21 protein-coding genes and 1 tRNA gene are annotated in these 20588 nt (G+C 67.8%); 12 read left to right on the forward strand and 10 right to left on the reverse strand.

The genetic code is table 11. The features are described from left to right. Window positions 1-138: 138 nt before the first annotated feature. Window positions 139-1644 carry a choline-sulfatase gene (gene betC / locus DDE23_RS16135; RefSeq protein ID WP_107752936.1) on the forward strand — a complete coding sequence of 502 codons (1506 nt, stop codon included), beginning with the start codon at window positions 139-141 and terminating at the stop codon, window positions 1642-1644. Here the strand turns inward: betC and DDE23_RS24930 are convergent, their stop codons facing one another. Then, window positions 1645-1869, reverse strand: coding sequence for a hypothetical protein (locus DDE23_RS24930; RefSeq protein WP_133239581.1), 225 nt, complete (start codon window positions 1867-1869; stop codon window positions 1645-1647). It lies immediately after the preceding gene. Between the two features lie 452 nt (window positions 1870-2321). Continuing rightward, complete coding sequence (locus tag DDE23_RS16145; RefSeq protein ID WP_107752940.1) at window positions 2322-4874, reverse strand: DUF2339 domain-containing protein; 2553 nt, start codon at window positions 4872-4874, stop codon at window positions 2322-2324. Between the two features lie 87 nt (window positions 4875-4961). On the opposite strand from DDE23_RS16145, the gene rpe reads away from it, so the two are divergent. Then, entirely contained in the window at window positions 4962-5663 is a 702-nt protein-coding gene (gene rpe, locus DDE23_RS16150; RefSeq protein WP_107753006.1) for a ribulose-phosphate 3-epimerase, read from the forward strand. Window positions 5664-5933: 270 nt separating this feature from the next. Here rpe and DDE23_RS25730 read toward each other — a convergent pair whose 3' ends face one another. The 5 genes from DDE23_RS25730 to DDE23_RS16175 form a co-directional block, all read right to left on the reverse strand. Further along, entirely contained in the window at window positions 5934-6809 is an 876-nt protein-coding gene (locus tag DDE23_RS25730; protein WP_170121877.1) for a helix-turn-helix transcriptional regulator, read from the reverse strand. Between the two features lie 341 nt (window positions 6810-7150). Beyond that, the gene (gene tsf, locus DDE23_RS16160; protein ID WP_107752944.1) at window positions 7151-8059 is read right to left on the reverse strand and encodes a translation elongation factor Ts; all 909 of its coding nucleotides are present in this window, start codon (window positions 8057-8059) and stop codon (window positions 7151-7153) included. Between the two features lie 103 nt (window positions 8060-8162). Continuing rightward, window positions 8163-8936, reverse strand: coding sequence for a 30S ribosomal protein S2 (gene rpsB / locus DDE23_RS16165; protein ID WP_107752946.1), 774 nt, complete (start codon window positions 8934-8936; stop codon window positions 8163-8165). 148 nt (window positions 8937-9084) lie between these two features. Next, complete coding sequence (locus DDE23_RS16170; protein ID WP_107752948.1) at window positions 9085-9843, reverse strand: GNAT family N-acyltransferase; 759 nt, start codon at window positions 9841-9843, stop codon at window positions 9085-9087. Window positions 9844-9883: 40 nt separating this feature from the next. Then, entirely contained in the window at window positions 9884-10375 is a 492-nt protein-coding gene (locus DDE23_RS16175) for an outer membrane protein assembly factor BamE (protein ID WP_238150013.1), read from the reverse strand. Window positions 10376-10556: 181 nt separating this feature from the next. Here DDE23_RS16175 and DDE23_RS16180 point away from each other — a divergent pair, with 181 nt between their 5' ends. The 8 genes from DDE23_RS16180 (at window position 10557) to DDE23_RS16215 (ending at window position 16272) form a co-directional block, all read left to right on the forward strand. Further along, window positions 10557-11126 (forward strand): YceD family protein, encoded by a 570-nt coding sequence (locus tag DDE23_RS16180; RefSeq protein ID WP_107752953.1) that lies wholly within the window; start codon window positions 10557-10559, stop codon window positions 11124-11126. A 159-nt stretch (window positions 11127-11285) separates the two neighbouring features. Beyond that, window positions 11286-11489, forward strand: a complete 204-nt coding sequence (gene rpmF, locus DDE23_RS16185; protein WP_107752955.1) for a 50S ribosomal protein L32 — start codon at window positions 11286-11288, stop codon at window positions 11487-11489. A 23-nt stretch (window positions 11490-11512) separates the two neighbouring features. Then, window positions 11513-12631, forward strand: coding sequence for a phosphate acyltransferase PlsX (gene plsX, locus DDE23_RS16190; RefSeq protein WP_107752957.1), 1119 nt, complete (start codon window positions 11513-11515; stop codon window positions 12629-12631). After that, window positions 12628-13614 (forward strand): beta-ketoacyl-ACP synthase III, encoded by a 987-nt coding sequence (locus DDE23_RS16195; protein ID WP_107752958.1) that lies wholly within the window; start codon window positions 12628-12630, stop codon window positions 13612-13614. Before plsX ends, DDE23_RS16195 begins: the two co-directional genes overlap by 4 nt. A gap of 117 nt (window positions 13615-13731) precedes the next feature. Next, the gene (ihfA, locus tag DDE23_RS16200; RefSeq protein WP_107752960.1) at window positions 13732-14043 is read left to right on the forward strand and encodes an integration host factor subunit alpha; all 312 of its coding nucleotides are present in this window, start codon (window positions 13732-13734) and stop codon (window positions 14041-14043) included. A 3-nt stretch (window positions 14044-14046) separates the two neighbouring features. Next, complete coding sequence (locus DDE23_RS16205; protein WP_107752962.1) at window positions 14047-14940, forward strand: MerR family transcriptional regulator; 894 nt, start codon at window positions 14047-14049, stop codon at window positions 14938-14940. A 105-nt stretch (window positions 14941-15045) separates the two neighbouring features. After that, a tRNA-Pro gene (locus DDE23_RS16210) sits at window positions 15046-15123 on the forward strand. A 57-nt stretch (window positions 15124-15180) separates the two neighbouring features. After that, on the forward strand, window positions 15181-16272 hold the full coding sequence (locus DDE23_RS16215; protein WP_107752964.1) for a 2'-deoxycytidine 5'-triphosphate deaminase: 1092 nt from the start codon (window positions 15181-15183) through the stop codon (window positions 16270-16272). 28 nt (window positions 16273-16300) lie between these two features. On the opposite strand, the gene DDE23_RS16220 is transcribed toward DDE23_RS16215, so the two are convergent. Further along, window positions 16301-17323, reverse strand: coding sequence for a TDT family transporter (locus DDE23_RS16220; protein ID WP_107752966.1), 1023 nt, complete (start codon window positions 17321-17323; stop codon window positions 16301-16303). Window positions 17324-17475: 152 nt separating this feature from the next. Here DDE23_RS16220 and DDE23_RS16225 point away from each other — a divergent pair, with 152 nt between their 5' ends. Continuing rightward, window positions 17476-18450 carry a glucokinase gene (locus DDE23_RS16225; protein WP_107752969.1) on the forward strand — a complete coding sequence of 325 codons (975 nt, stop codon included), beginning with the start codon at window positions 17476-17478 and terminating at the stop codon, window positions 18448-18450. A gap of 40 nt (window positions 18451-18490) precedes the next feature. Next, window positions 18491-19174: a M48 family metalloprotease gene (locus DDE23_RS16230; protein ID WP_107753008.1), complete on the forward strand. Its 684-nt coding sequence runs from the start codon at window positions 18491-18493 to the stop codon at window positions 19172-19174. Between the two features lie 100 nt (window positions 19175-19274). Here DDE23_RS16230 and DDE23_RS16235 read toward each other — a convergent pair whose 3' ends face one another. Next, window positions 19275-19817: a VOC family protein gene (locus DDE23_RS16235; protein ID WP_107753010.1), complete on the reverse strand. Its 543-nt coding sequence runs from the start codon at window positions 19815-19817 to the stop codon at window positions 19275-19277. Window positions 19818-19959: 142 nt separating this feature from the next. Further along, window positions 19960-20391, reverse strand: coding sequence for a hypothetical protein (locus DDE23_RS16240; RefSeq protein WP_107752971.1), 432 nt, complete (start codon window positions 20389-20391; stop codon window positions 19960-19962). Between the last annotated feature and the right edge of the window lie 197 nt (window positions 20392-20588).

The following is a 20588-nucleotide window of genomic DNA, read 5'->3' on the forward strand; positions in this document are numbered from 1 at the left end:
CTGGCGATGCGAGTCGGGCCGAGACTAGCCGCTCGCGGGCGCCGTCGCAAACCGGGCGCGGCGGGGTCGCATTTGACGGGGCAGGGGTGTCGGGCGTAGGTCAGGATCGCCCGGCATCCGATTGACGAAAGGCCCGCCATGACCCGCCCGAACATCCTGATCCTGATGGTGGACCAGCTGACCGGCACGCTGATGGGCGATGGCCCGGCCGATTTCCTGCATGCGCCGAATCTGCGGAAGCTGGCGGCGGGATCGGCCCGGTTCTCGCGCGCCTATTGCCCGAGTCCGCTCTGTGCGCCCGCCCGCGCCAGCGTCATGGCCGGGCAATTGCCGCGCCGCACCGGGGTCTATGACAATGCGGCCGAGTTCAGATCCGATACGCCGTGTTTCACCCATCACCTGCGCAGCGCGGGATATCAGACGGCGCTGGCGGGCAAGATGCATTTCGTCGGTCCCGATCAGCTGCACGGCTTCGAGGAACGGCTGACGACGGATATCTACCCGGCCGATTTCGGCTGGACCCCCGATTACCGCAAGCCGGGCGAACGGATCGACTGGTGGTATCACAACCTCGGCTCGGTGACCGGGGCGGGTGTGGCCGAGATCACCAACCAGCTGGAATACGACGATGACGTGGCGCATCTGGCCGGGCAGAAACTCTATGATCTGGCGCGGGGGCATGACGCGCGGCCCTGGTGCCTGACGGTCAGCTTCACCCATCCGCACGATCCATTCGTGGCGCGGCGGAAATACTGGGATCTTTACGAGGATTGCCCGGAGCTGACGCCGCCCGAGGCCATCGCCTTTGCCGATCAGGACGCCCATGGCAAGCGGCTGCTGGAGAGTTTCGACTACCGGAACTTCGAAGCGACGGAGCATGAAGTTCGTCGTGCAAGGCAAGGATATTACGCGAATATCTCTTATATCGACGACAAGATCGGCGAGATCCTCGATGTGCTGGAACGCACCCGGCAGGAGGCGGTGATCGTCTTCCTGTCGGATCATGGCGAGATGCTGGGCGAGCGCGGGCTGTGGTTCAAGATGAATTTCTGGGAGGGCTCGGCCCGGGTGCCGCTGTTCATCAAGGGCCCCGGGATCAAGGCGCAGCGGGTGGATCAGCCGGTCTCGACGCTGGATCTGCTGCCGACGCTGTGCGATCTGGCAGGACTCGACATGGGGCGGATCGCGCCCTGGACCGATGGCGAAAGCCTGCTGCCCCTGATGCATGGCACCGGCGGCCGGGGGCCGGTGCCGATGGAATACGCGGCCGAGGGGACGGTGGCGCCGATGGTGGCGCTGATCGACGGGCCCTGGAAATACATTGCCTGCGCCGCCGATCCCGAGACGCTCTACAACCTCGACAGCGACCCGGACGAGCGGGTCAATCTGGCGGGCGATCCGGGGTTCGCGCCGGTGCTGGACCGCTTCCGCGTCATGGCGAAAGCACGCTGGAGTCTCAAGGACTTCGACGGCGAAGTTCGCGCCAGCCAGGCGCGGCGCTGGGTGGTTTACGAGGCGCTCAGAGCCGGGTGCTATGCCGATTGGGATTTCCAGCCGCACCGCGACGCCAGCCAGCGCTACATGCGCAACCACATGGATCTGAACATTCTGGAGGAATCCCAGCGCTTTCCGCGCGGGGAATAATCAGCCGATTTCCAGCAGGCGGACGGTGAGACGCGGGCAGGCAGCGCCGACTTCGCGGATCACCAGCTCGGCCCGCGGCAGCGGTCTGGTCAGCGCGTAGAGATCGCCGGCATAGCCCAGATCCTCGAGCAGGATGCCGAGATCGACGATGTCGTAATCGGCGGTTATCAAGGGGGCCACGATCGCCTCGGGGGCGATGTTCTGCAGCATGCCGCTGTTAAGCATGCGCATCTGCGTCAAGATGATGGACTGCCGGTCGCGCCGTGGCGTCACCAGGGACAGGGCCTCAGCCGCGTAGATGAGCAGGACCGTGCCCGCGTCTTTGATTGACCGCGGAGCCGGAACCAGCTTGGTGCAGTCCTCCTGAGGAAGCTTGCCCTGTATCATTCCGACCGTAATCTCCTGGCGGGACATCCATTCTGGATTGCGCCGATCTTTGTTCAGGCCCTTATGCCGTTGCAACATTTAAGAACAGGTAAACAATTCGCTGCATTTGGCGGCAGGACAAGCGGCGATGCCTGGTCCGGGCGCGGGTTTGTTCGATTTGTTGCATTTTGGCAACCAGCATTCTCGTTTTGCAACAAGATTTGGGGTTTTCATGGCAAGAACACTGCAAAACGCAGCCATAGATCGGTGTTCTGGCTAACCATATAAATTACATAATACCTATTATAGGACTATCGGATGACCCCCTCCGGGGGCTCCGCCGGACTGCCCGCCATGCGCCCGGTGACCCAGGCATTGAGCCAGGCCAGCCCCACCAGCGAGAGCCCCAGCGCCAGGAACGCCCCCACCCGCATCAGGCCGGTCAGCCCCGACGCGTCGATCAGGAAGGCCTTGGCCGCCGCGAGCCCGATCAGCGCCAGCCCGGCGATGCGGTAGCCGGTCACGCCCAGCCGCAGGGCCAGCGCCAGCGCCAGCGCACCGGCCACCAGCAGCGCGACGGTATAGGCGTAGAGCTCGCCCTGCGCGAAACCGGTATCGAGGCCCATGCGCGCGCCCCCGTGCCACAGGTGGCGGATGACCAGCGCCAGCCAATAGATGCCCGGGATCGCTGCCAGGAATCGCGCGCGCGGGCGGTGGCGCAGCGTCCAGGCCAGCATCAGCGCCGGGGCCAGATAGGCCAGCACCAGATCGTTCAGCACCGGCCAGCCGCGCACCGGCGAGGCCAGGAAACCGGGACCGGCCAGCGGTGAGAACAGGGTCAGGTTCGCCAGCAGGCAAAGCCCGGCGGCGAAACCCAGCAGGCCCGCCAACCCCCGCCGGAGCCAGAGCATCGCCCGGCTGCCCGGCAGCGCCCTGGCCCTCGCCATCTGCACCGCGGCCAGCGCGATCAGCACGCTCGCCTGCAGGCCCAGCGAGGCATGGGGGCTCAGCCCGTCGACGAAGCGCGCGATGGCCACGGCCAGCACCACCGGGATCAGGCCCGAGAGCCCGGTCTCGGCGATGATCCGGCCCCAGTCGCGGGCCGGATGCGCCGGCAGGCCCCGGATCAGCGCCAGCGCCGCCAGCGGTCCCGCCAGCACTGCCAGCAGCGTGAGCCCGGTATCGAGGGCCGACATCTCGCCCAGCAGGATCGGGTCGAGCCCGGGGTCGAACAGCAGCCGCCAGCCCATCGCCATGGTGCCGAGGCCGATGATCCAGCCCAGATAGGGAATGTCGAAACGCCGGTCCATCGCCGCCGTCGCCGCCAGCAGCACGGCCAGTGCCACGGTCAGCGCCCCGGCCGAGAGGATCAGCATCAGGGCCAGCGCGATGGTGGCGATGGCGGCGGCCGCGGCCGCCCCCAGACGGGCGCCCTGCCCGCCGTCGCGCCGCGCCGCCCAGAGCGCCAGCGCGGTATAGCCCGCGGCCAGCGCCATCACCGTGAACGGCCAGGCGGCGCCCAGCAGCGACATCGGTTTCCAGAAGACCTCGACCGCGACCAGCGTGGCGCCGGGCGTGGCGACGGCGAGGATCGCCCAGAGGTCGCGCGCCAGCCCCCCGGCCCGCTCGCTGCGCCAGAGCATCGCGAGGCCCGCCAGCACCGCCAGCGCCACGCTGCCCTGCGGCAACCAGCTTTGCAGGTTGAGGATCATGGACAGCAGCAAGGGCGTGGTGATCCCGGCGACCGGCACCGCCAGCGGCAGGCCCAGCGCCGGGATCAGCGACAGATCGGCCAGCGCCGGGGCCCGTGCGGTCCAGAGCGGCAGCAGCACCGCCAGCGCGCCCATCGCCAGCAGGCTCTCCGGGGCCTTGACCTGGGTGAGGATGGCGAGCGTCGCGCCGAGGACGGACAGGCCCGCGACGATCACCTCAAGGCCCGGGCGGGCACGCCAGCGGTGCAGCGGGACGCCCTCGGCCCCCGGGACCAGACGGCCGCCGGGCAAGGCCGTGCCCAGAAGCGCGATCCAGAGCGCCAGCAGCGCCAGACCCCAGGACGGCGCGCCGCCCCCGGCGATCAGCACCCCCGCGACCAGCGGCAGCGCCACGGCCAGGATCGAGACCCAGCCCCAGCGCCTCAGCCCGTCGATGCCCAGCCCCAGCGTCGCCACGGCGCCGAAATAGCCGAACAGCAGGACCGGTGGCGGGCCGCCGCCGCCCAGCAGGAACGGCGCCGCCGAGCCGCCGATGACACCCATCGCCGCCAGCATCGGCCCATGCACCCAGCCAAGCGCCATGGCGCCCAGAGCGACAAGCGCCAGCACCAGAAGCGCTGCCTCGGCGCCCAGCATGGCATAGAGGTGATAGGCCGCCAGCACCGCGGCAAAGAGCGTGAAGACCCCCGCCCCGGCCAGCGTCGCGGGCACCAGCCCGGCCTGCCCCGCGCCCCAGCGGCGGCGAAGCGCTTCGCCGCCAGCCACCAGCGACAGGCCCAGGGCCAGCGCCAGCGCGATGCGCATGGCGGGCGACAGAAGGCCCTTCTCGATGGAATATTGCACCAGAAAGACGGCCGCCATGACCAGCGACAGCCCCGCCACCGGATAGATCCAGTTGGCCCTGAGCCAAGGCAGGAACCGGGCGACGATCGAGGGACGCGCCGGTTTCCGCGCCACCACCGGGCGGGGTTCGGGGGCTGGGGGAACATCCTTAACGGGGGCCGTGGCGACGGCGCCCGTTTCCGCAACCGGAGCGCCCTGCCCGGCCTCCAGCGCGGCGATCCGGCGGGTCAGCCAGGCGATCCGCCCATGCGCGCGTTGCGCCACGATCAGGGCGATGACGGCGACCGACAGGGACAGAATCTCGAGCATGGCGCCCTCGCTTTTTCAGTGGACGCCCGGGATGCGTTGGCATAGGGCGGAGACCTCGGACCTTGCCACAACCCCATGGAGAAAGTCATGGTGTTCTCGCGCGCGATCAAGATCGCCCCCTCAATTCTCTCCGCCGATTTCGCCGATTTCGGACGCGAGATCCAGGCCATCGAGGCCCAGGGCGCCGATTGGGTGCATGTCGACGTGATGGACGGCCATTTCGTGCCGAACCTGACCTTTGGCCCGCCCGCCGTCGCGGCCTTCCGCAAACATGTGAAGACGGTGATGGACGTGCATCTGATGATCGCGCCGGTCGACCCCTATATCGAGGCCTTCGCCGAGGCCGGGGCCGATATCATCACCGCCCATGTCGAGGCTGGCCCCCACATTCACCGGACCCTGCAAGCCATTCGCGCGACAGGGAAAAAGGCGGGTGTTGCGCTCAATCCCGGGACCCCGGCCGAGGCCGTGGCCCATGTGCTGGACCTGACCGATCTGATCTGCGTGATGACGGTGAACCCGGGCTTCGGCGGCCAGAAGTTCATCGACATGACCGCCAAGATCCGCACGCTGCGCAGCATGATCGGCGACCGGCCGGTGCATATCGAGATCGACGGCGGCGTCACGACCGAAACCGCGCCGCTGGTGGCCCGGGCCGGAGCCGATGTGCTGGTCGCGGGCTCTGCCGTGTTCAAGGGTGGCTCGGTCGCCAATCCCGCGCCCTATGGCGCCAATATCCGCGCCATCCGTGACGCGGCGGCTCTGGCCACGAACGCCCGGCTCGCCTGAGCCCCTTCCCCCGGAAACACCTGATGCAGACATTCCGGTGCAGCGTGCTGCACCGGATTGTCTTGCTGCATCGGGTTGGGAAAGGACACGGCAAGAGAACGCATTCCAGTCGTGCCAAAAAACGCCCGGTCCAGGTTGGGGGATCGGACGCGGCACTTCCGGCCACTCGTTAACTTTTTCAGAGTAAAGTCTTCGCTTCCAGCGCGTCAGTATGAGAATCCATACCCTTGGAAGGTCATAAACTTAGCAAACTGCGAAAAGTTGCCGCGGTTACATGCCCCAGGGGACCAGGGTGCGCCGCACGCCGGTGTCAAGCGGTGAGGTCACGAACATCTGGTTCAGGAAAGTTGCCTTGACCAGCGCATGCGGCGTCGTCTCGACCCCCAGCGTTTCGCGGGCCAGACGCAGGTGTTTCTCGACCGTCGGCGTGGTGATGCCCATGATGACCGCGATATCGGCCGAGGTCTTGCCTTCGGCCACCCATTCCAGCACCTCGCGCTGACGCCGGGTCAGCCTGCGGCCGGGGGCGTGATAAGGCAAGGCCGACAGGCAGCGATGCGCCACGGCGGCGACGGCGAAGATCAGGTCCTGCATTTCGGCCAGGATGGCGTCGACATGGTGCTGGGGCACATCCGGCGGGGCGATGAGCGCCATCGCCGCCCTGCCCCGCGTCCGTTCGGGCATGAAGCCAATGGTGCAGCCGGTCAGCAGGCCGTGGCGGATGAAAAAATCGGCCCCGGCGGCCGAAACCGGGATATCCTCGTCGAGCCCGGCTTCCCTGGCGGTCAACGCCCAGCTGGCCACGCCCACATTCCGCAGTGCCCAGTTGAAGGTGACGCTCATGCGGAAATAGCCTTCGGTCACCATTTCATGGACCACGGGTTGCGGCAGGGTGCTGTGGACCAGATAATCCTCGGGCGCACCGAGGATGGCGCCACGCGAATCCGGCGAATAGCCGTAGAGCACGTGCTCGAAACCGAACCCGGAAAAGAAGTCGCAGATGTCGCGCCAGATCAGTTCGGCATCGCCGCAGGACAGGATCCGCGCCAGCAGCCTTGCCGTTCCCGGCGGAAACGACTGAGACGACCCCGGCCTGCTGGGAACGGCCTTGTCACTTGGAACGTGACGAAAACTCTGGTGCTCCATGTTTGGCGCCCGGGATATTCCATTCGATATCATAAGAGTGCTGGACCAATTTTGTTCCTTTGTCGAGGCACCCGGACACCGCCTTTCTGAAACCCGCGTCGAACGGGGGCGTTATTTTTCCAATTAGTCAAGTTTTACCAAAATAATTCAAGGGCTTGCCTTGATTCAATAAAAACACACCCGAAAATGCCCGGGGAGGCCGCAGATTTTGCGGCAGAAACCCCTTTTGCCAGCATGGTCCTTTGGGGCCGAATCACGGGCCTCACAAGAAAAAGGGGCAGAGCCCGCGGCTCTGCCCCCTCTCGTCGTCGCGCCGGGATCCTCCCCCGGGGCGCGGCGGCTCAGCCGGCGAGGGTCTTGGCAACCTCGGCGGCGAAATCTTCCTGCTTCTTCTCCACGCCTTCGCCAACGGCGACGCGGGCATAGCCGGTGATCTCGACGCCGGCCTCTTTGGCCGCCTGTTCGACGGTCAGGTCGGGGTTGATGACGAAGGCCTGGCCCAGAAGCGTGTTCTCGGCGAGGAACTTCTTCATCCGGCCCGGGATGATGTTGTTGTGGATCACCTGCTCGGGCTTCGGCTTGGCGGCGGCGGCGTTCTCTTCCAGCGCCTTGGCGGTCTGCACCTGAAGCTCACGCTCGACGACGGCCGGGTCCATGGTGGCTTCCGACAGCGACAGCGGCGAGGTGGCGGCGATGTGCATCGCGAATTGCTTGCCGATCGCCTGCGCGGCCTCGGCCGGGCCCTTCAGCGCGACCAGCACGCCGATCTTGCCCATGCCTTCGGTCGCGGCGTTGTGCACGTAGGAGACCACGGTGTCGCCTTCCAGCACATGCATGCGGCGGAAGGTCATGTTCTCGCCGATGCGGGCGATGGCGCCGTTGATGACGTTCTCGACGGTGTCGCCGTTCAGGTCGGCGGCTTTCACCACCTCGACCGACTCGCCGGTCTGCAGCGCGACTTTCGCCACTTCGCGCACCAGCGACTGGAAGTCCTCGTTCTTGGCAACGAAGTCGGTTTCCGAGTTGATTTCGATGGCGACGCCCCGGCCGTTGTCGACGGCAACGCCCACCAGACCCTCGGCCGCAACGCGGTCGGCTTTCTTCGCGGCTTTCGCCAGGCCCTTGGTGCGCAGCCAGTCAACGGCGGCTTCCATGTCGCCGTCGGTCTCGGTCAGCGCCTTCTTGGCGTCCATCATGCCCGCGCCGGTCGAATCGCGCAGTTCCTTCACCATCGCAGCGGTAATCGCCATGATCTCTCTCCTTGAATGGGGATGCGGGCAGGGTTGCCCCCGCCCGGTGTCAATCGCGTGACAGCCCCGGCGCCCGATGGCGCCCGGGGCGGCCCGAAAGGCCTCAGGCTTCGGTTTCTTCCGAAACCGCTTCCTCGGCCGGAGCTTCGTCCATCGCACCGATGTCGACACCGGCGGCACCCAGCTGCGCCGACATGCCGTCGAGCGCGGCGCGGGCCACGAGGTCGCAATAGAGGGCGATGGCGCGCGCGGCGTCATCGTTGCCGGGGATCACGTAATCCACGCCGTCGGGCGAGCAGTTGGTATCGACCACGGCGACAACCGGAATGCCCAGCTTGCGGGCTTCGAGGATGGCGAGGTCTTCCTTGTTCACGTCGATCACGAACAGCAGGTCCGGCAGACCGCCCATTTCGCGGATCCCGCCGAGCGAGGCCTGCAGTTTGGTCTGCTCGCGCTCCATCTGGAGGCGTTCTTTCTTGGTCAGGCCGGCAGCGCCGCGTTCCATGACCTCGTCGATGTTCTTCAGACGCTGGATCGACTGGGAAACGGTTTTCCAGTTGGTCAGCGTGCCGCCCAGCCAGCGGTGGTTCATGTAGTACTGGGCGCATTTTTCAGCGGCTTCGGCGACCTGCTTGGAAGCCTGGCGCTTGGTGCCGACGAACAGCACGCGGCCGCCCTTGGCGACGGTGTCGCGGATCACCTTGAGCGCCTGGTCCAGCATCGGGACCGTCTGCGTCAGGTCGACGATGTGGATGCCGTTGCGGTCGCCATAGATGTACTGACCCATGCGCGGGTTCCAGCGCTGGGTCTGGTGGCCGTAGTGAACGCCAGCTTCCAAGAGCTGACGCATGGAGAATTCGGGAAGCGCCATGTCCATGTCCTTTCCGGTTTGCGCCTAGGACGGGGCTTTCGGGCATTCGCCCAACCGGTGGACCGCTGCGGGATGTCTCCCCGCAGGGCCCGGCCCCGCCTGTGAAGTGCGCGCCCATTACCGCACCCTTGGGCGCGGCGCAAGGGGCGGATGGTCACTCGGGCGCTATCGCCGCCAGTTGCGCCATGGCGCGGCGTCTTGCAGGCGGCATGCGGTCGATCTCGACACAGGTGAAGACATGGCAGGTGCCGAGGTCGCGGTCGATCACCGCATGGTCCGACACCCAGCCCCCCATCGACAGATAGGCCCTGAGGAGCCCGGGCAGCAGCTGCGCGGCCTCGGGCGTCGGCGCGGCGGTCACCGCCTCGAAGGCGCGGACCTCGGGCGCCTTGCGCGTGGGGGTCAGGGCGGCCGGGCCCTGATGGCGCGCCATGAGCAGCGCCCAGGCCGGGTCCAGCGCCTCGGGCGCGCGGGTGTGGAACGAGGTGCAGCCGATCATCCGCGCGGCGCCGGTGACCAGCGCCACCCGCGACACCCCGGCCCAGAGAAGGCGCATCAGATCCGCGTCCCCTGCCCCGGGTTCGGTGCACAGCCGCCCCAGTTCCAGCGTCTCGCCCCCGGCCGCGGCCATCGCTTCCAGCCCGTAATGGCGCGCGGCATAGCCCGCCAGCAGCGCCGCGCCGTCGCCATGGCGGCGAAAGCGCAGCGTGGCTTCGGCCGGGCCGCCGGGGCGGCCGATCCACAGATGCAGGCTCAGGTCGTCGTAATCGTCGCGGTCCTCGGCCCCGGCGCGGAAGGCCCGGCCGCGCAAGGCCAGCACCCCGGCCATGTCCTCGGGCCCCGCCAGACGCGCCACGCGCGTTCCCGCCACGATGGGGGCGCCGAAAAGCCTGTCGCCATCCGCCTGGGCCATGCCCGTCGCTCCCTCTCAGGGCGGTCTGCCCCCGTGGCCGTCAGCCGCCGAGCGAGGTGAACTGCCCCAGCGCGCTCAACACCTGGCTCATCACGCTCGGACGCGGACCGGAATCGGTCACCCGCCGCGACAGCGCCACGACCTGGCCATCGGCAAGGCCGAAGCGTTCGATATTGCTGACCCGGTCGCCTTGGTCGAACGAGATGGCGACCACCTGGCGGTCGACCTCCTCGGGGGCGCGCCAGCCGCGTTCGCGCCAGTCGGACTGGACGTAATACCAGCCCGAGCCCTCCATCACCCCGCCCATGCCGGGCTGGCCGATGGCCTGCGCCACCGTCTCGCGGGTGTCGCGGCCGACCTGGATCTGGGCCAGATCCTCGTCCGAGGGGGCATAGCCATGATAGCGCATGATCGGCGAGCAGGCCGCCAGCAGCACCCCCAGCGCCAGTCCGGCGATCAGGCCCCGGCCCTTGGTCAGCCGTCCCGACCCCATGGCCGCAGACGTCTTTTCTTTCGCTGCGCGATCGCTCATGCCCCACTCCCGGCTGTTGTCTGGCGGGGTCAGGCCCCGGCGGCCCCGGCTTCCCGGCGCCTCGGGGCTGGAACCCCGTGTGGCAACTGGATTACTAGAGGAGCGGGCGCTGTTCAAGAATGGAACCCCGCGCCGACCCGCCCGCACGCGCATGTGAGGGCCAGCAAGGAAGGAAGACGTCATGAGCGAGCACCCGGCACACCCGGATCCCACCCTGCGCGAGACGGACGCCCTGACGCTGCCCCTGCGCGTGAGCGACCTTGCCGCGCGGGGCAGCCTGCGCTTTCGCCTGACCCCCACGGCCGAGGCCCGGGCCGATCTGGCCGCCGACCTCGGCGCGCTGAAGATCCGCAAGCTGGATTTCACCGGCCAGATCGTCGCCGAGGGTCGCAGCGACTGGCGGCTTGAGGGCAAGCTGGGCGCGACCGTGGTCCAGGAATGCGTGATTACCGCCGAGCCGGTCACCACCCGCATCGACGAGCCTGTCACCCGCCGTTTCGTCCGCGACATGCCGGTCTCCAGCGAACCCGAGGTCGAGATCCCCGAGGATGACACGCTGGAGCCGCTGGGCCCAGTGATCGACCCCGGCGCGGTGATGGCCGAGGCGCTGGCGCTGGCGCTGCCCGATTACCCGCGCGTGCCGGGGGCCGAACTGCCCGACTCGGTCACCGAACTGCCGCCCGAGGAACGCCCCAACCCCTTTGCCGCGCTGGCGAAGTTGAAGAAAGACCTGGGCGAGGACGGGGAATAGCCCCGATTTGCCCTTGCGCGGACGGGAAAAGCTTCTATGTTCCGCGCCTCATGCACGATGGGTCTTTCAATGGCCGCCCTGGCGGTGTAATGCCCCGTCGCAGCAAGTTTCCACAGTCACGGGCCGCCCGGTCGCGCCCGCCTAAACTCAGAGGTTGACATGGCCGTTCAACAGAACCGCGTGACCCGCTCCCGTCGCAACATGCGCCGCGCTCATGATGCGCTGGTTGCGGGCAATCCGAATGAATGCCCGTCCTGCGGCGAGCTGAAGCGCCCGCACCACGTGTGCCCGTCCTGCGGTCACTACGACAGCCGCGAAGTGATCGCGCAAGCCAGCGTCGACCTGGACGACGACGCGGCCTGACGGTCTCGACCGGCGGTGCAACGATGACGTCCGAGACGGAACATCCGCACGCCGGTGAGCCGGTGCCTGGTTCGGCTTCGGGTCGGATCATCATATCCGTCGATGCGATGGGCGGCGACCGGGGACCCTCGGCCGTCGTTTCCGGCTGCGCGCAATCGGTGCGGGACAATCCCCGCGTCGATATCCTGCTGCATGGCGACAAGGCCGTGCTGGAGCCGCTGGTCGCGCGGGAAACCGCGCTGGCCGGACGGCTTACGCTGGTCCATGCCGAGGGCATCGTGACCATGCATGACAAACCCAGCCATGTGATGCGCCACGGCAAGGACACCTCGATGTGGTCCGCCATCACCGCGCTGAAGGACGGCACCGGCATGGCCGCGGTCAGCTGCGGCAATACCGGCGCGCTGATGGCGGTCTCCATGCTGCAATTGCGGCGGATGGAGGGGGTGAACCGCCCCGCCATCGCCTGCCTCTGGCCCTCGCGCGGGCGGCACGGGTTCAACACCATGCTCGATGTCGGCGCCGATGTGAAAGCCGAGGCCGAGGATCTGCTGGCCTACGCCATCATGGGCGTGACCTATTTCCGCAACGGCTTCGGCGAGCCCCGGCCCCGGGTCGGTCTGCTGAATGTCGGCACCGAGGAACACAAGGGCCGGGCCGAGATCAAGGCCGCCCATGATCTGATCGCGCGGCACGAGGAGACGGGGCGCTACGAATACGTGGGCTTCGTCGAGGGCTCGGACATCCCTTCCGACCGCGTGGACGTGATCGTCACCGACGGCTTTACCGGCAATGTCGCGCTGAAGACCGGCGAGGGCACGGCCAAACTCATTTCCGATTTCACCCGTCAGAGCCTGACCTCGGGCCCGCTGGCCATCCTGGGCGCGATCCTGGCGCGGGGGGCGTTGAAGCGCCTTTCCGGCCGGGTCGATCCGCGCCGGGTCAATGGCGGCGTCTTCCTGGGCCTCAACGGCACGGTGGTGAAATCGCACGGTTCCGCCGATTCGACCGGCGTGGCGGCGGCCATCGGCCTGGCCGCCAAGCTGGCGCAATCGGGATACCGCGGTCGCATGGCCGAACGCCTTGTGATCGCTTCCAAGACGGCTCAGGATGCGGGCCCCGGGAATGGTGAGTCGGCATGATAGAGAACAACGTCACGCGGGCCGTGGTCATCGGTCACGGCCACTATCTGCCTGAGCGCGTTGTCGAAAACGCGGAATTCGAGAAGACGCTCGATACCTCGCACGACTGGATCGTGTCGCGTTCCGGCATCGAACGGCGGCATTTCGCGGCCGAGGGCGAGATGACCTCGCATCTGGCGGCCAAGGCCGCCCGCGCCGCGCTGGAACAGGCCGGTATCGGCGCCGAGACGATCGACGCCATCGTCGTCGCCACCTCGACCCCCGATTTCACCTTCCCCTCGGTCGCCACCATGGTTCAGGCCGAGATCGGCGCGCAGAAGGCCTATGCCTTCGACGTGCAGGCGGTCTGCGCGGGCTTCGTCTTTGCGCTGGCCAATGCCAATGCGCTGATCGTCTCGGGCCAGGCCAAGCGGATCCTGGTGATCGGGGCCGAGACCTTCAGCCGGATCATGGACTGGACCGACCGTGGCACCTGCGTCCTCTTCGGCGACGGTGCGGGCGCCGTGATCCTCGAGGCGCAGCCGGGTCAGGGCCTGCCCTCGGACCGGGGCGTCCTGTCCACGGATCTCAATTCCGACGGGCGCTTCCGCGACCTTCTTTACGTGGATGGCGGCGTGTCCTCGACCGGGACCGCCGGGCAGCTTCGCATGCAGGGCAACCAGGTGTTCCGCCACGCGGTCGAGAAACTGACCGAGACCGCCGAAACCGCGCTCGGCAAGGCCGGGGTCGCGCCCGGCGATGTCGACTGGATCGTGCCGCATCAGGCCAATATCCGCATCATCCAGGGCACGGCCAAGAAGATGGGCGTGTCGATGGATCATGTGATCGTCACCGTGCAGGATCACGGCAACACCTCGGCCGCCTCGATTCCGCTGGCGCTGTCGGTGGGGGCGGCGCAGGGCAAACTGAAGCAGGGCGACCTGATCGTGACCGAGGCCATCGGTGGCGGTCTGGCCTGGGGCGCCGTGGTGCTGCGCTGGTAGGCAAGGCCCCGCGCTTGAGACCTTGTGCAAACAACGCACCGCAAACCCCGGTGTTGACAGTCAAAATTCCTTGCAGCATCCTTGCGGTGCAGCCAGTCAATCACCGGGGAGATTGAGATGAGCGAAAAAACTCTGACACGGATGGATCTGAGCGAAGCAGTGTTCCGCGAAGTGGGACTCTCTCGCAACGAATCCGCCGCTCTTGTCGAGGCGGTGATCCAGTACATGTCGGATGCACTGGTCGAGGGCGAGCAGGTCAAGATCTCGTCCTTCGGCACCTTCAGTGTCCGCTCCAAGGCCGAACGGCTGGGGCGCAATCCCAAGACCGGTGAAGAAGTGCCGATCAGCCCGCGTCGTGTTCTCTCCTTCCGGCCGTCGCATCTGATGAAGGATCGCGTCTCCAGCGGGAACCTGCGCAACAAGGCCTAAGGCATGAAAAAGGCGCCAGAGGCCTTTCGCACGATCAGCGAAGTGGCCGATATCCTGGATACCCCGGCGCATGTGCTGCGGTTTTGGGAAAGCAAATTCTATCAGATCAGGCCCGTGAAGCGGGCGGGCGGGCGTCGGTATTACCGGCCCGACGACGTGGCGCTGATAAACGGCATCAAGGCCCTGCTGCAAAGCCAGGGCATGACCATCCGTGGCGTGCAGCGGGTCTTGCAGGAACAGGGCGTGAAGCATGTCGCGGGTCTGGGCGGCCCGCTGCGTGAGCTTGAGCCCGTAACCGCTGGCGAAGACGAGGATTTCGACCTGTCGGAGGACCTTGAGGATCCTGCCATCGACGAGGCCGAGATCGTCAGCGATCCGCCGCTGTCCGACCGAATCCCCGCGCCCGCCACCCGGCCGGTGACCGCGACCCTCGCCCCGGTTGAGGATGAGCCCGTGGCGCTGACGCCCGAGCCTGTCCTCGCAGAAGCGCGCGCGCGTCCGGCCGAAGCCGGATTGCCCGAGGAGCCCCCGCTGGGGACGCTGACCGAGGACGAGATCGAACCCGCCGAGGCGCTGGACCTCGCGCCCGAATCCGCGGCCGATATCCTGCCCGAGGGGCTGGAGGAGGCCCCGGAATCGCCCGCCGTGGCGCCCGCGCCCGAGCCGGTGGCCGCGAACGCCGAGCCCGTCCCGGAGACGCCCCCTGCCCCTGCGGCCCAGCCCGCCCCCGGGATCGAGGCGATGGAGCCTTCGGAGCGGGCCATGCTGGCGCGGCGGCTGCGGGGCATGGCGCGCGGTGGTCTCGGCCCCCGGCGCGACCGGGCCGAAATGCTGGCGCGGCGCATCGACGCGCTTCTGGAACGGATGTCCGAGGCTTCGGGCGCCGGGCGCTGGTGATTCCGGCCGCTCTGGCAGGGGCCTTGGCGGGCCGTGAAAATTTCCCGTCCGACCCGGCATTTTGGCGCTTGCCCCCGCCGCGAAAACGGGTAGAAAGCGCCTCGTCGGGCTGTGGCGCAGTCTGGTTAGCGCGTCCGTCTGGGGGGCGGAAGGTCGTGAGTTCGAATCTCGCCAGCCCGACCATCACAATCCGCCCGTGGCCTTCTGGCTGCGGGCGGTTTGCTTTTCGGGAGGCTTGAGATGACCCAGAACCCAGTGGCGAACCCGGGTGTCCTGCCCTCGCAGGCGCTGCGGCTGTTGATCGACCGCGGCGTGCTGGGCGCAAGTCCCGCCATCTTGCCCGATCAGGTGCAGCCCGCCAGCCTGGACCTGCGGCTGGGCGGCACGGCCCACCGGCTGCGCGCCTCGTTCCTGCCGGGCAAGGGCCGGACGGTGGCCGAGCGCCTCCCGGAATTCGAGATGCACCGATTCCCCCTCGGCGCCGGCATGGTGCTGGAAAAAGGCTGCGTCTATGTCGTCGAACTGGCCGAGACACTGGCGCTGCCCGAGGGGATGAGCGCGGTGACCAATGCCAAAAGCTCGACCGGCCGCCTCGATCTGCTGGTCCGGGTCATCACCGACCACGGCGTCGAATTCGACCGGATTCCCGCGGGTTACAAGGGCAAGCTCTATGCCGAGATCTGCCCCCGCTCGTTCTCGGTGCTGGTGCGGCCGGGGATGCGGCTCAATCAGATCCGGCTGCGGCAGGGTCAGGCGGTGCTGTCGGATACCGAGCTGAAGGCGCTCAACGCCGAGGTGCCGCTGGTCTCCGGCGAGGCGGTTATTTCCGAGGGCCTCGGCTTTTCCGTCGATCTGCGGCCCGAGGGGACGACGCTGGTCGGCTACCGCGCCAAGCCCCATGCCGGGGTCATCGACCTCGACCGTATCGGCCATTACGACCGCGCCGATTTCTGGGAGGAGCTGCACAGCTCGAACGGGCAGCTGATCCTCGATCCCGGCGCCTTCTACATCCTGGTGAGCCGCGAGTCGGTCTGCATCCCGCCGGGCTATGCCGCCGAGATGGCGCCCTACCTGGCCATGGTCGGCGAGTTCCGGGTGCATTACGCGGGCTTCTTCGACCCGGGCTTCGGCCATGCCGCGGCGGATGGCGTCGGCGCACGGGGCGTGCTGGAGGTCCGCTGCCACGAGGCGCCCTTCGCGCTGGAGGACGGGCAGATCGTCGGCCGTCTGGTCTACGAGCGGATGAGCGCGGTGCCTGACCGGCTCTATGGTGCGGGGATCGCGTCGAATTATCAGGGCCAGGGCCTGAAACTCGCCAAGCACTTCAAATGAAACGGGGCCCTCGCGGGCCCCTTTTCCGTCATGCCGTGGCGGCGTTGGTCTTGGGGCCCAGCTCGCCCTTGGCCCACATCGTATAGACCCGGAAGGTGATCCAGGGGATGAAGCCGGTGGCAAAGGCCAGAATCGCCGCGCCGATCCAGAGCCCGGGTGCCCCCAGCGCCCAGATCGCCGCCGAAGCCACCGCCGCCATCGGGAAGGTCAGCGACGCCCAGAGCGGCGAGAAGCCCGAGTGCAGCAGCCAGTTGGCCTTGACGATCATCACCGCCATCAGCGCCAGCGCGACGATCGCGAAGACCAGCGCCACGCTCTGATAGCCCAGCAGCGCCGAGACCGTGGCGAAAAGCGAGGCAGGCGCCGCGTGGATCGCCATGAAGGGCCGGAGCGGCGCGGGCGGGATGGTGCGGATCAGCTGCCGCAGGCTCGCCAGCCAGATCAGCGCCGCGGCTGGCATGGTCAGCCAGAGGATCCAGGTCGACGCCTCGACATAGCCCAGCGGGATCAGCGTCAGCGGCGCCAGAATGTAGCCGACATAGGTGAGGTGAAAGACCGGCGTGACGCCGCGTCCCTCCTTCGGTCCGGTGCCGACCCGCCAGGTGATCAGGCTGCCGACCAATGCCAGCGCGCCCATGCCGCCGACCGCCATCCAGAAGGCCAGATCCGGCGCATAGGGCCTGAGTGCGGCACCGGCGAGGATGAAGGACAATACCATAGCCACGGTACCCGCGCGACCGGGCAGCACCGCCAGCTCCTCCATCACCACGCCGGGGCGGCGCAGCGGTTTCGAAAGCCAGGCGACCAGCGCGAAGGCATAGAGCAGCAGCACCGCGCCCAGGATCGCCTCGCCCACCGGCTGCAGCGGGGCCATGCCCGGCTGCAGCGCGAGGTTGCGCCAGCTCAGCCCCAGTCCGAACATCCCCATCACCGGCGAGAAGATCGCCGGTGGCGTGCGCCGCCACAGGCCCGGTGTCTTCTGCACCAGCGGCGGCGGTGGCGGGAAATGCCGCGGCTTGATCGAGGGAACGGGTCGCGGGCTGTCTGTCATGGCGGCTCTCCGGCAGGGATCGGCGCCACTGAACCCGCTGCACCCCGGGCGCGCAAGAGGACTTTGCGTCGCGCCGGTGCCCTGCCCGCCCACAAAGCCCGTGGAGCGCGGCCCGGGTTCCCGCTATGAAGGGGCAAAGACCCGAGGGAAATATGTCCGACAGACCCCTGCATTCCTGGCCCTTCACGCCCGCGCCCCAGCTTGTCGCCGATATCGGCGGCACCAACACCCGCGTGGCGCTGGCCGATGCCGGGGTGCTGAGGCAGGGCTCGATCCGCAAATATCCCAACCACGGCCGGGCCTCGCTGGCCGAGATCCTGCAGCAATATCTGGCGGAAACCGCGACCGGCGATTGCGCCGGGGTCTGCGTCGCGGCGGCGGGGCCGGTGCGCGACGGGGTGGCGCGGATGACCAACCTCGACTGGGAGATCACCGCCGGGGATCTGGCCCGCGTCGGCCGGACCGACCGCGTGGCGATTCTGAACGATCTGCAGGCGCAGGGGCACGCGCTGGCCTCGCTCGACCCACGGCATCTGCGGGTGCTGCTGCCCGGCCAGCCCGCCCCCGCAGGCGCCACGCAATTGGTCGTCGGCGCCGGCACCGGCTTCAACGCGGCGCCGGTCCATCACCTGCCGGGCGGCACCCATGTGGCGCCCTCGGAATGCGGGCATATCCACCTGCCCCGCAAGGGCGAGCAGGAGGCGGCGCTGGCCCGCCATCTGGCCGAACTGCACGGCATCGCCACCATCGAGGAGGTGCTCTGCGGCCGGGGTCTGGTGGCGCTGCACCGCTGGCTCAGCGGGCAGGAACTGGCGGGCGACGCGCTGACCGCCGCCATCGCCGCGGGCGAGCCCGCCGCGCGCAAGACCGGGCAACTTTACGCCCGGATCATGGGCCGGTCGCTGGCGACGCTGGCGCTGGTGCACCTGCCCTATGGCGGGATCTTCCTGATCGGCAGCGTGGCCCGGGCCATGGCCCCGCATCTGGTGGCGCTCGGCATGGGCGAGGCCTTCCGTGACATGGGCCGGTTCAGCCCGATGATGGCCGAATTCCCGGTCGCCATGGTCGAGGACGATTACGCGGCCCTCCTGGGCTGCGCCGCGCATCTGGCCGGCCGGCCGCACTGACCTTGCCAGGGCGGGCCCGAGCCGCCATATCGGAGGCATGCTGCTGCGCCTCCTCCCCTTCATCCTCGCCGCCCTCTACGGGCTGGCATATTGGCATTTCTCGGCCTGGCGCACCAAGCGCGAGCTGGATCAAAGCTCGACGCCGCTGAAGGACGACACGCTGCAGGGGCTGACCGACCAGATGGCGGCGGTGCTGGACCTGCCGGTCATCACCGTCCATGTCCATGAAACCCCGGTCATCAACGGGCTGGCGGCGCCGGACGGACGGATCTTCCTGACGCGCGGCTTCCTGGACCGCTACCGCGCGGGCGAGGTCAGCGCCGAGGAACTGGCCTCGGTCATCGCCCATGAGCTGGGCCATGTGGCGCTGGGGCATACGCGGCGGCGGATGATCGACTTTTCGGGACAGAACGCGGTACGGATGGCGCTGGCGGCGGTGCTGGGGCGGCTGATCCCGGGTCTGGGCGTGATGATCGCCAATGTGCTGGTGTCGATGCTGGCCGCGGGCCTCAGCCGCAAGGACGAATACGCCGCCGATGAATACGCCGCGGCGCTGCTGACCAAGGCCGGGATCGGCACGGCGCCGCAGAAATCGCTGCTGTCGCGCCTGTCGTCGCTCACCGGCGCCCGGGGCGGCCCGCCGGTCTGGCTGGCCTCGCATCCCCGGACCGAGGATCGCGTGGCCGCCATTGAAGCCCTGGAACAGCGCTGGCGGGTGGATTGAAAAAAGACGCGAGGCCCGAAGGCCCCGCGCCCTGAAAGGCGATCACTAGGTGCTCGAAACGCCGTCACCCTGCCCCAGGGCCGTGACAATCGCGTGACGCTCAGACCTTGTCCATTTCCTTTTCGTGCAGCCAGGCGGCCTGACGCGGCGCGCGCTTGGTGCGGCTCCATTCCTCCAGCATCTCATCCTTGACCGCCGCCGCCTTGGCCGCCATCTCGGCCGCGCCGGGGTCGTCATAGGCCAGCTCGATCCGGTGGCCGTTCGGGTCGAAGAAATAGATCGAGTGGAACACCGAATGGTCGGTGACGCCCAGCACCTCGACCCCGTTGGCCTCCAGATGCTCCTTGTAGGCCACCAGCGTGTCGCGGTCGGCCACTTTCAGCGCCAGATGCTGCACCCATTTCGGCGTGTTCTCGTCGCGGCCCATCTCGGGCTTGGTCGGCAGTTCGAAAAAGGCCAGCACATTGCCCATGCCCGCATCGAGGAAGATGTGCATGTAGGGATCGGGCTCATGGGTCGAGGGCACGTGGTTCTCGGCGAAAGCCAGCGTGTAATCCATGTTGAGGTTCTTCTTGTACCACTCGACCGTCTCCTTCGCGTCCTTGCAGCGATAGGCGACGTGATGGATCTGCTGGATCTTCAGTTCGGGCATGGCTTCCTCCATTCATTGCAAGTGCAACAATATGGTGTGAGGAACCACGAATCGCCCCGCCCTGTCAAGATCGTTGCTGATACAATGAAAACGGGCCCCGGTCAGGGGGCCCGCTTCCACCGGTGTATCAGGCTCAGCGATCCATGCGGATCATGATCGAGCGCATCATGTCGACCGCCCGGTTCTCGCCCGGGACATCGTCGAACATCGCCCGAGCCCGGCCGCGGGTGGTGACCTCGGGCGGCAGATCCTCGATCACGCGGTTGCGGCTGCGGTCGCGGAAGAAACCGTCGAACGGGTTCAGCCACATGAAGAGCCGGGCCAGGCCGCTCGGCTCCTCGATGCGGTCGCGGGCCGGATGGCGCAGGACCAGCGGCTCATGGCTGATGGTCGAGGGCGCCACGTAATGCGTGCCGATCCCGTCACGGATCACGGTGCCCATCGGCGATTGCTGGATGCGCAGCGTGTTGCTGCCCTGGGTCGAGATGATGGTCGTGGCGCCCACCGCCCCGGCGCTCAGGGCGGCGGCGGCGGCAAGGGCGGAGATCGAAGCAAAGCGGGTCATGGGGAAATTCCTTTCAACAGGGGTTGCAGGAGGGGTCTTGGTCTTGGGCTGGCGGTCTTGGGGGCGGCTCACCACCCGAACAGGAGGGTGAGTCCGGTCTGTCCGCCGTTTTGGCTGACGGCGGCGTTGGTGTTCTGGCCGAACTGGAAGAGGCCATAGGCGTTGTTGCCGCCGGTCTGGCTGACGGTGCCGGTATG

This window comes from Pararhodobacter aggregans (genome assembly GCF_003075525.1).
Lineage (GTDB): Bacteria > Pseudomonadota > Alphaproteobacteria > Rhodobacterales > Rhodobacteraceae > Pararhodobacter > Pararhodobacter aggregans.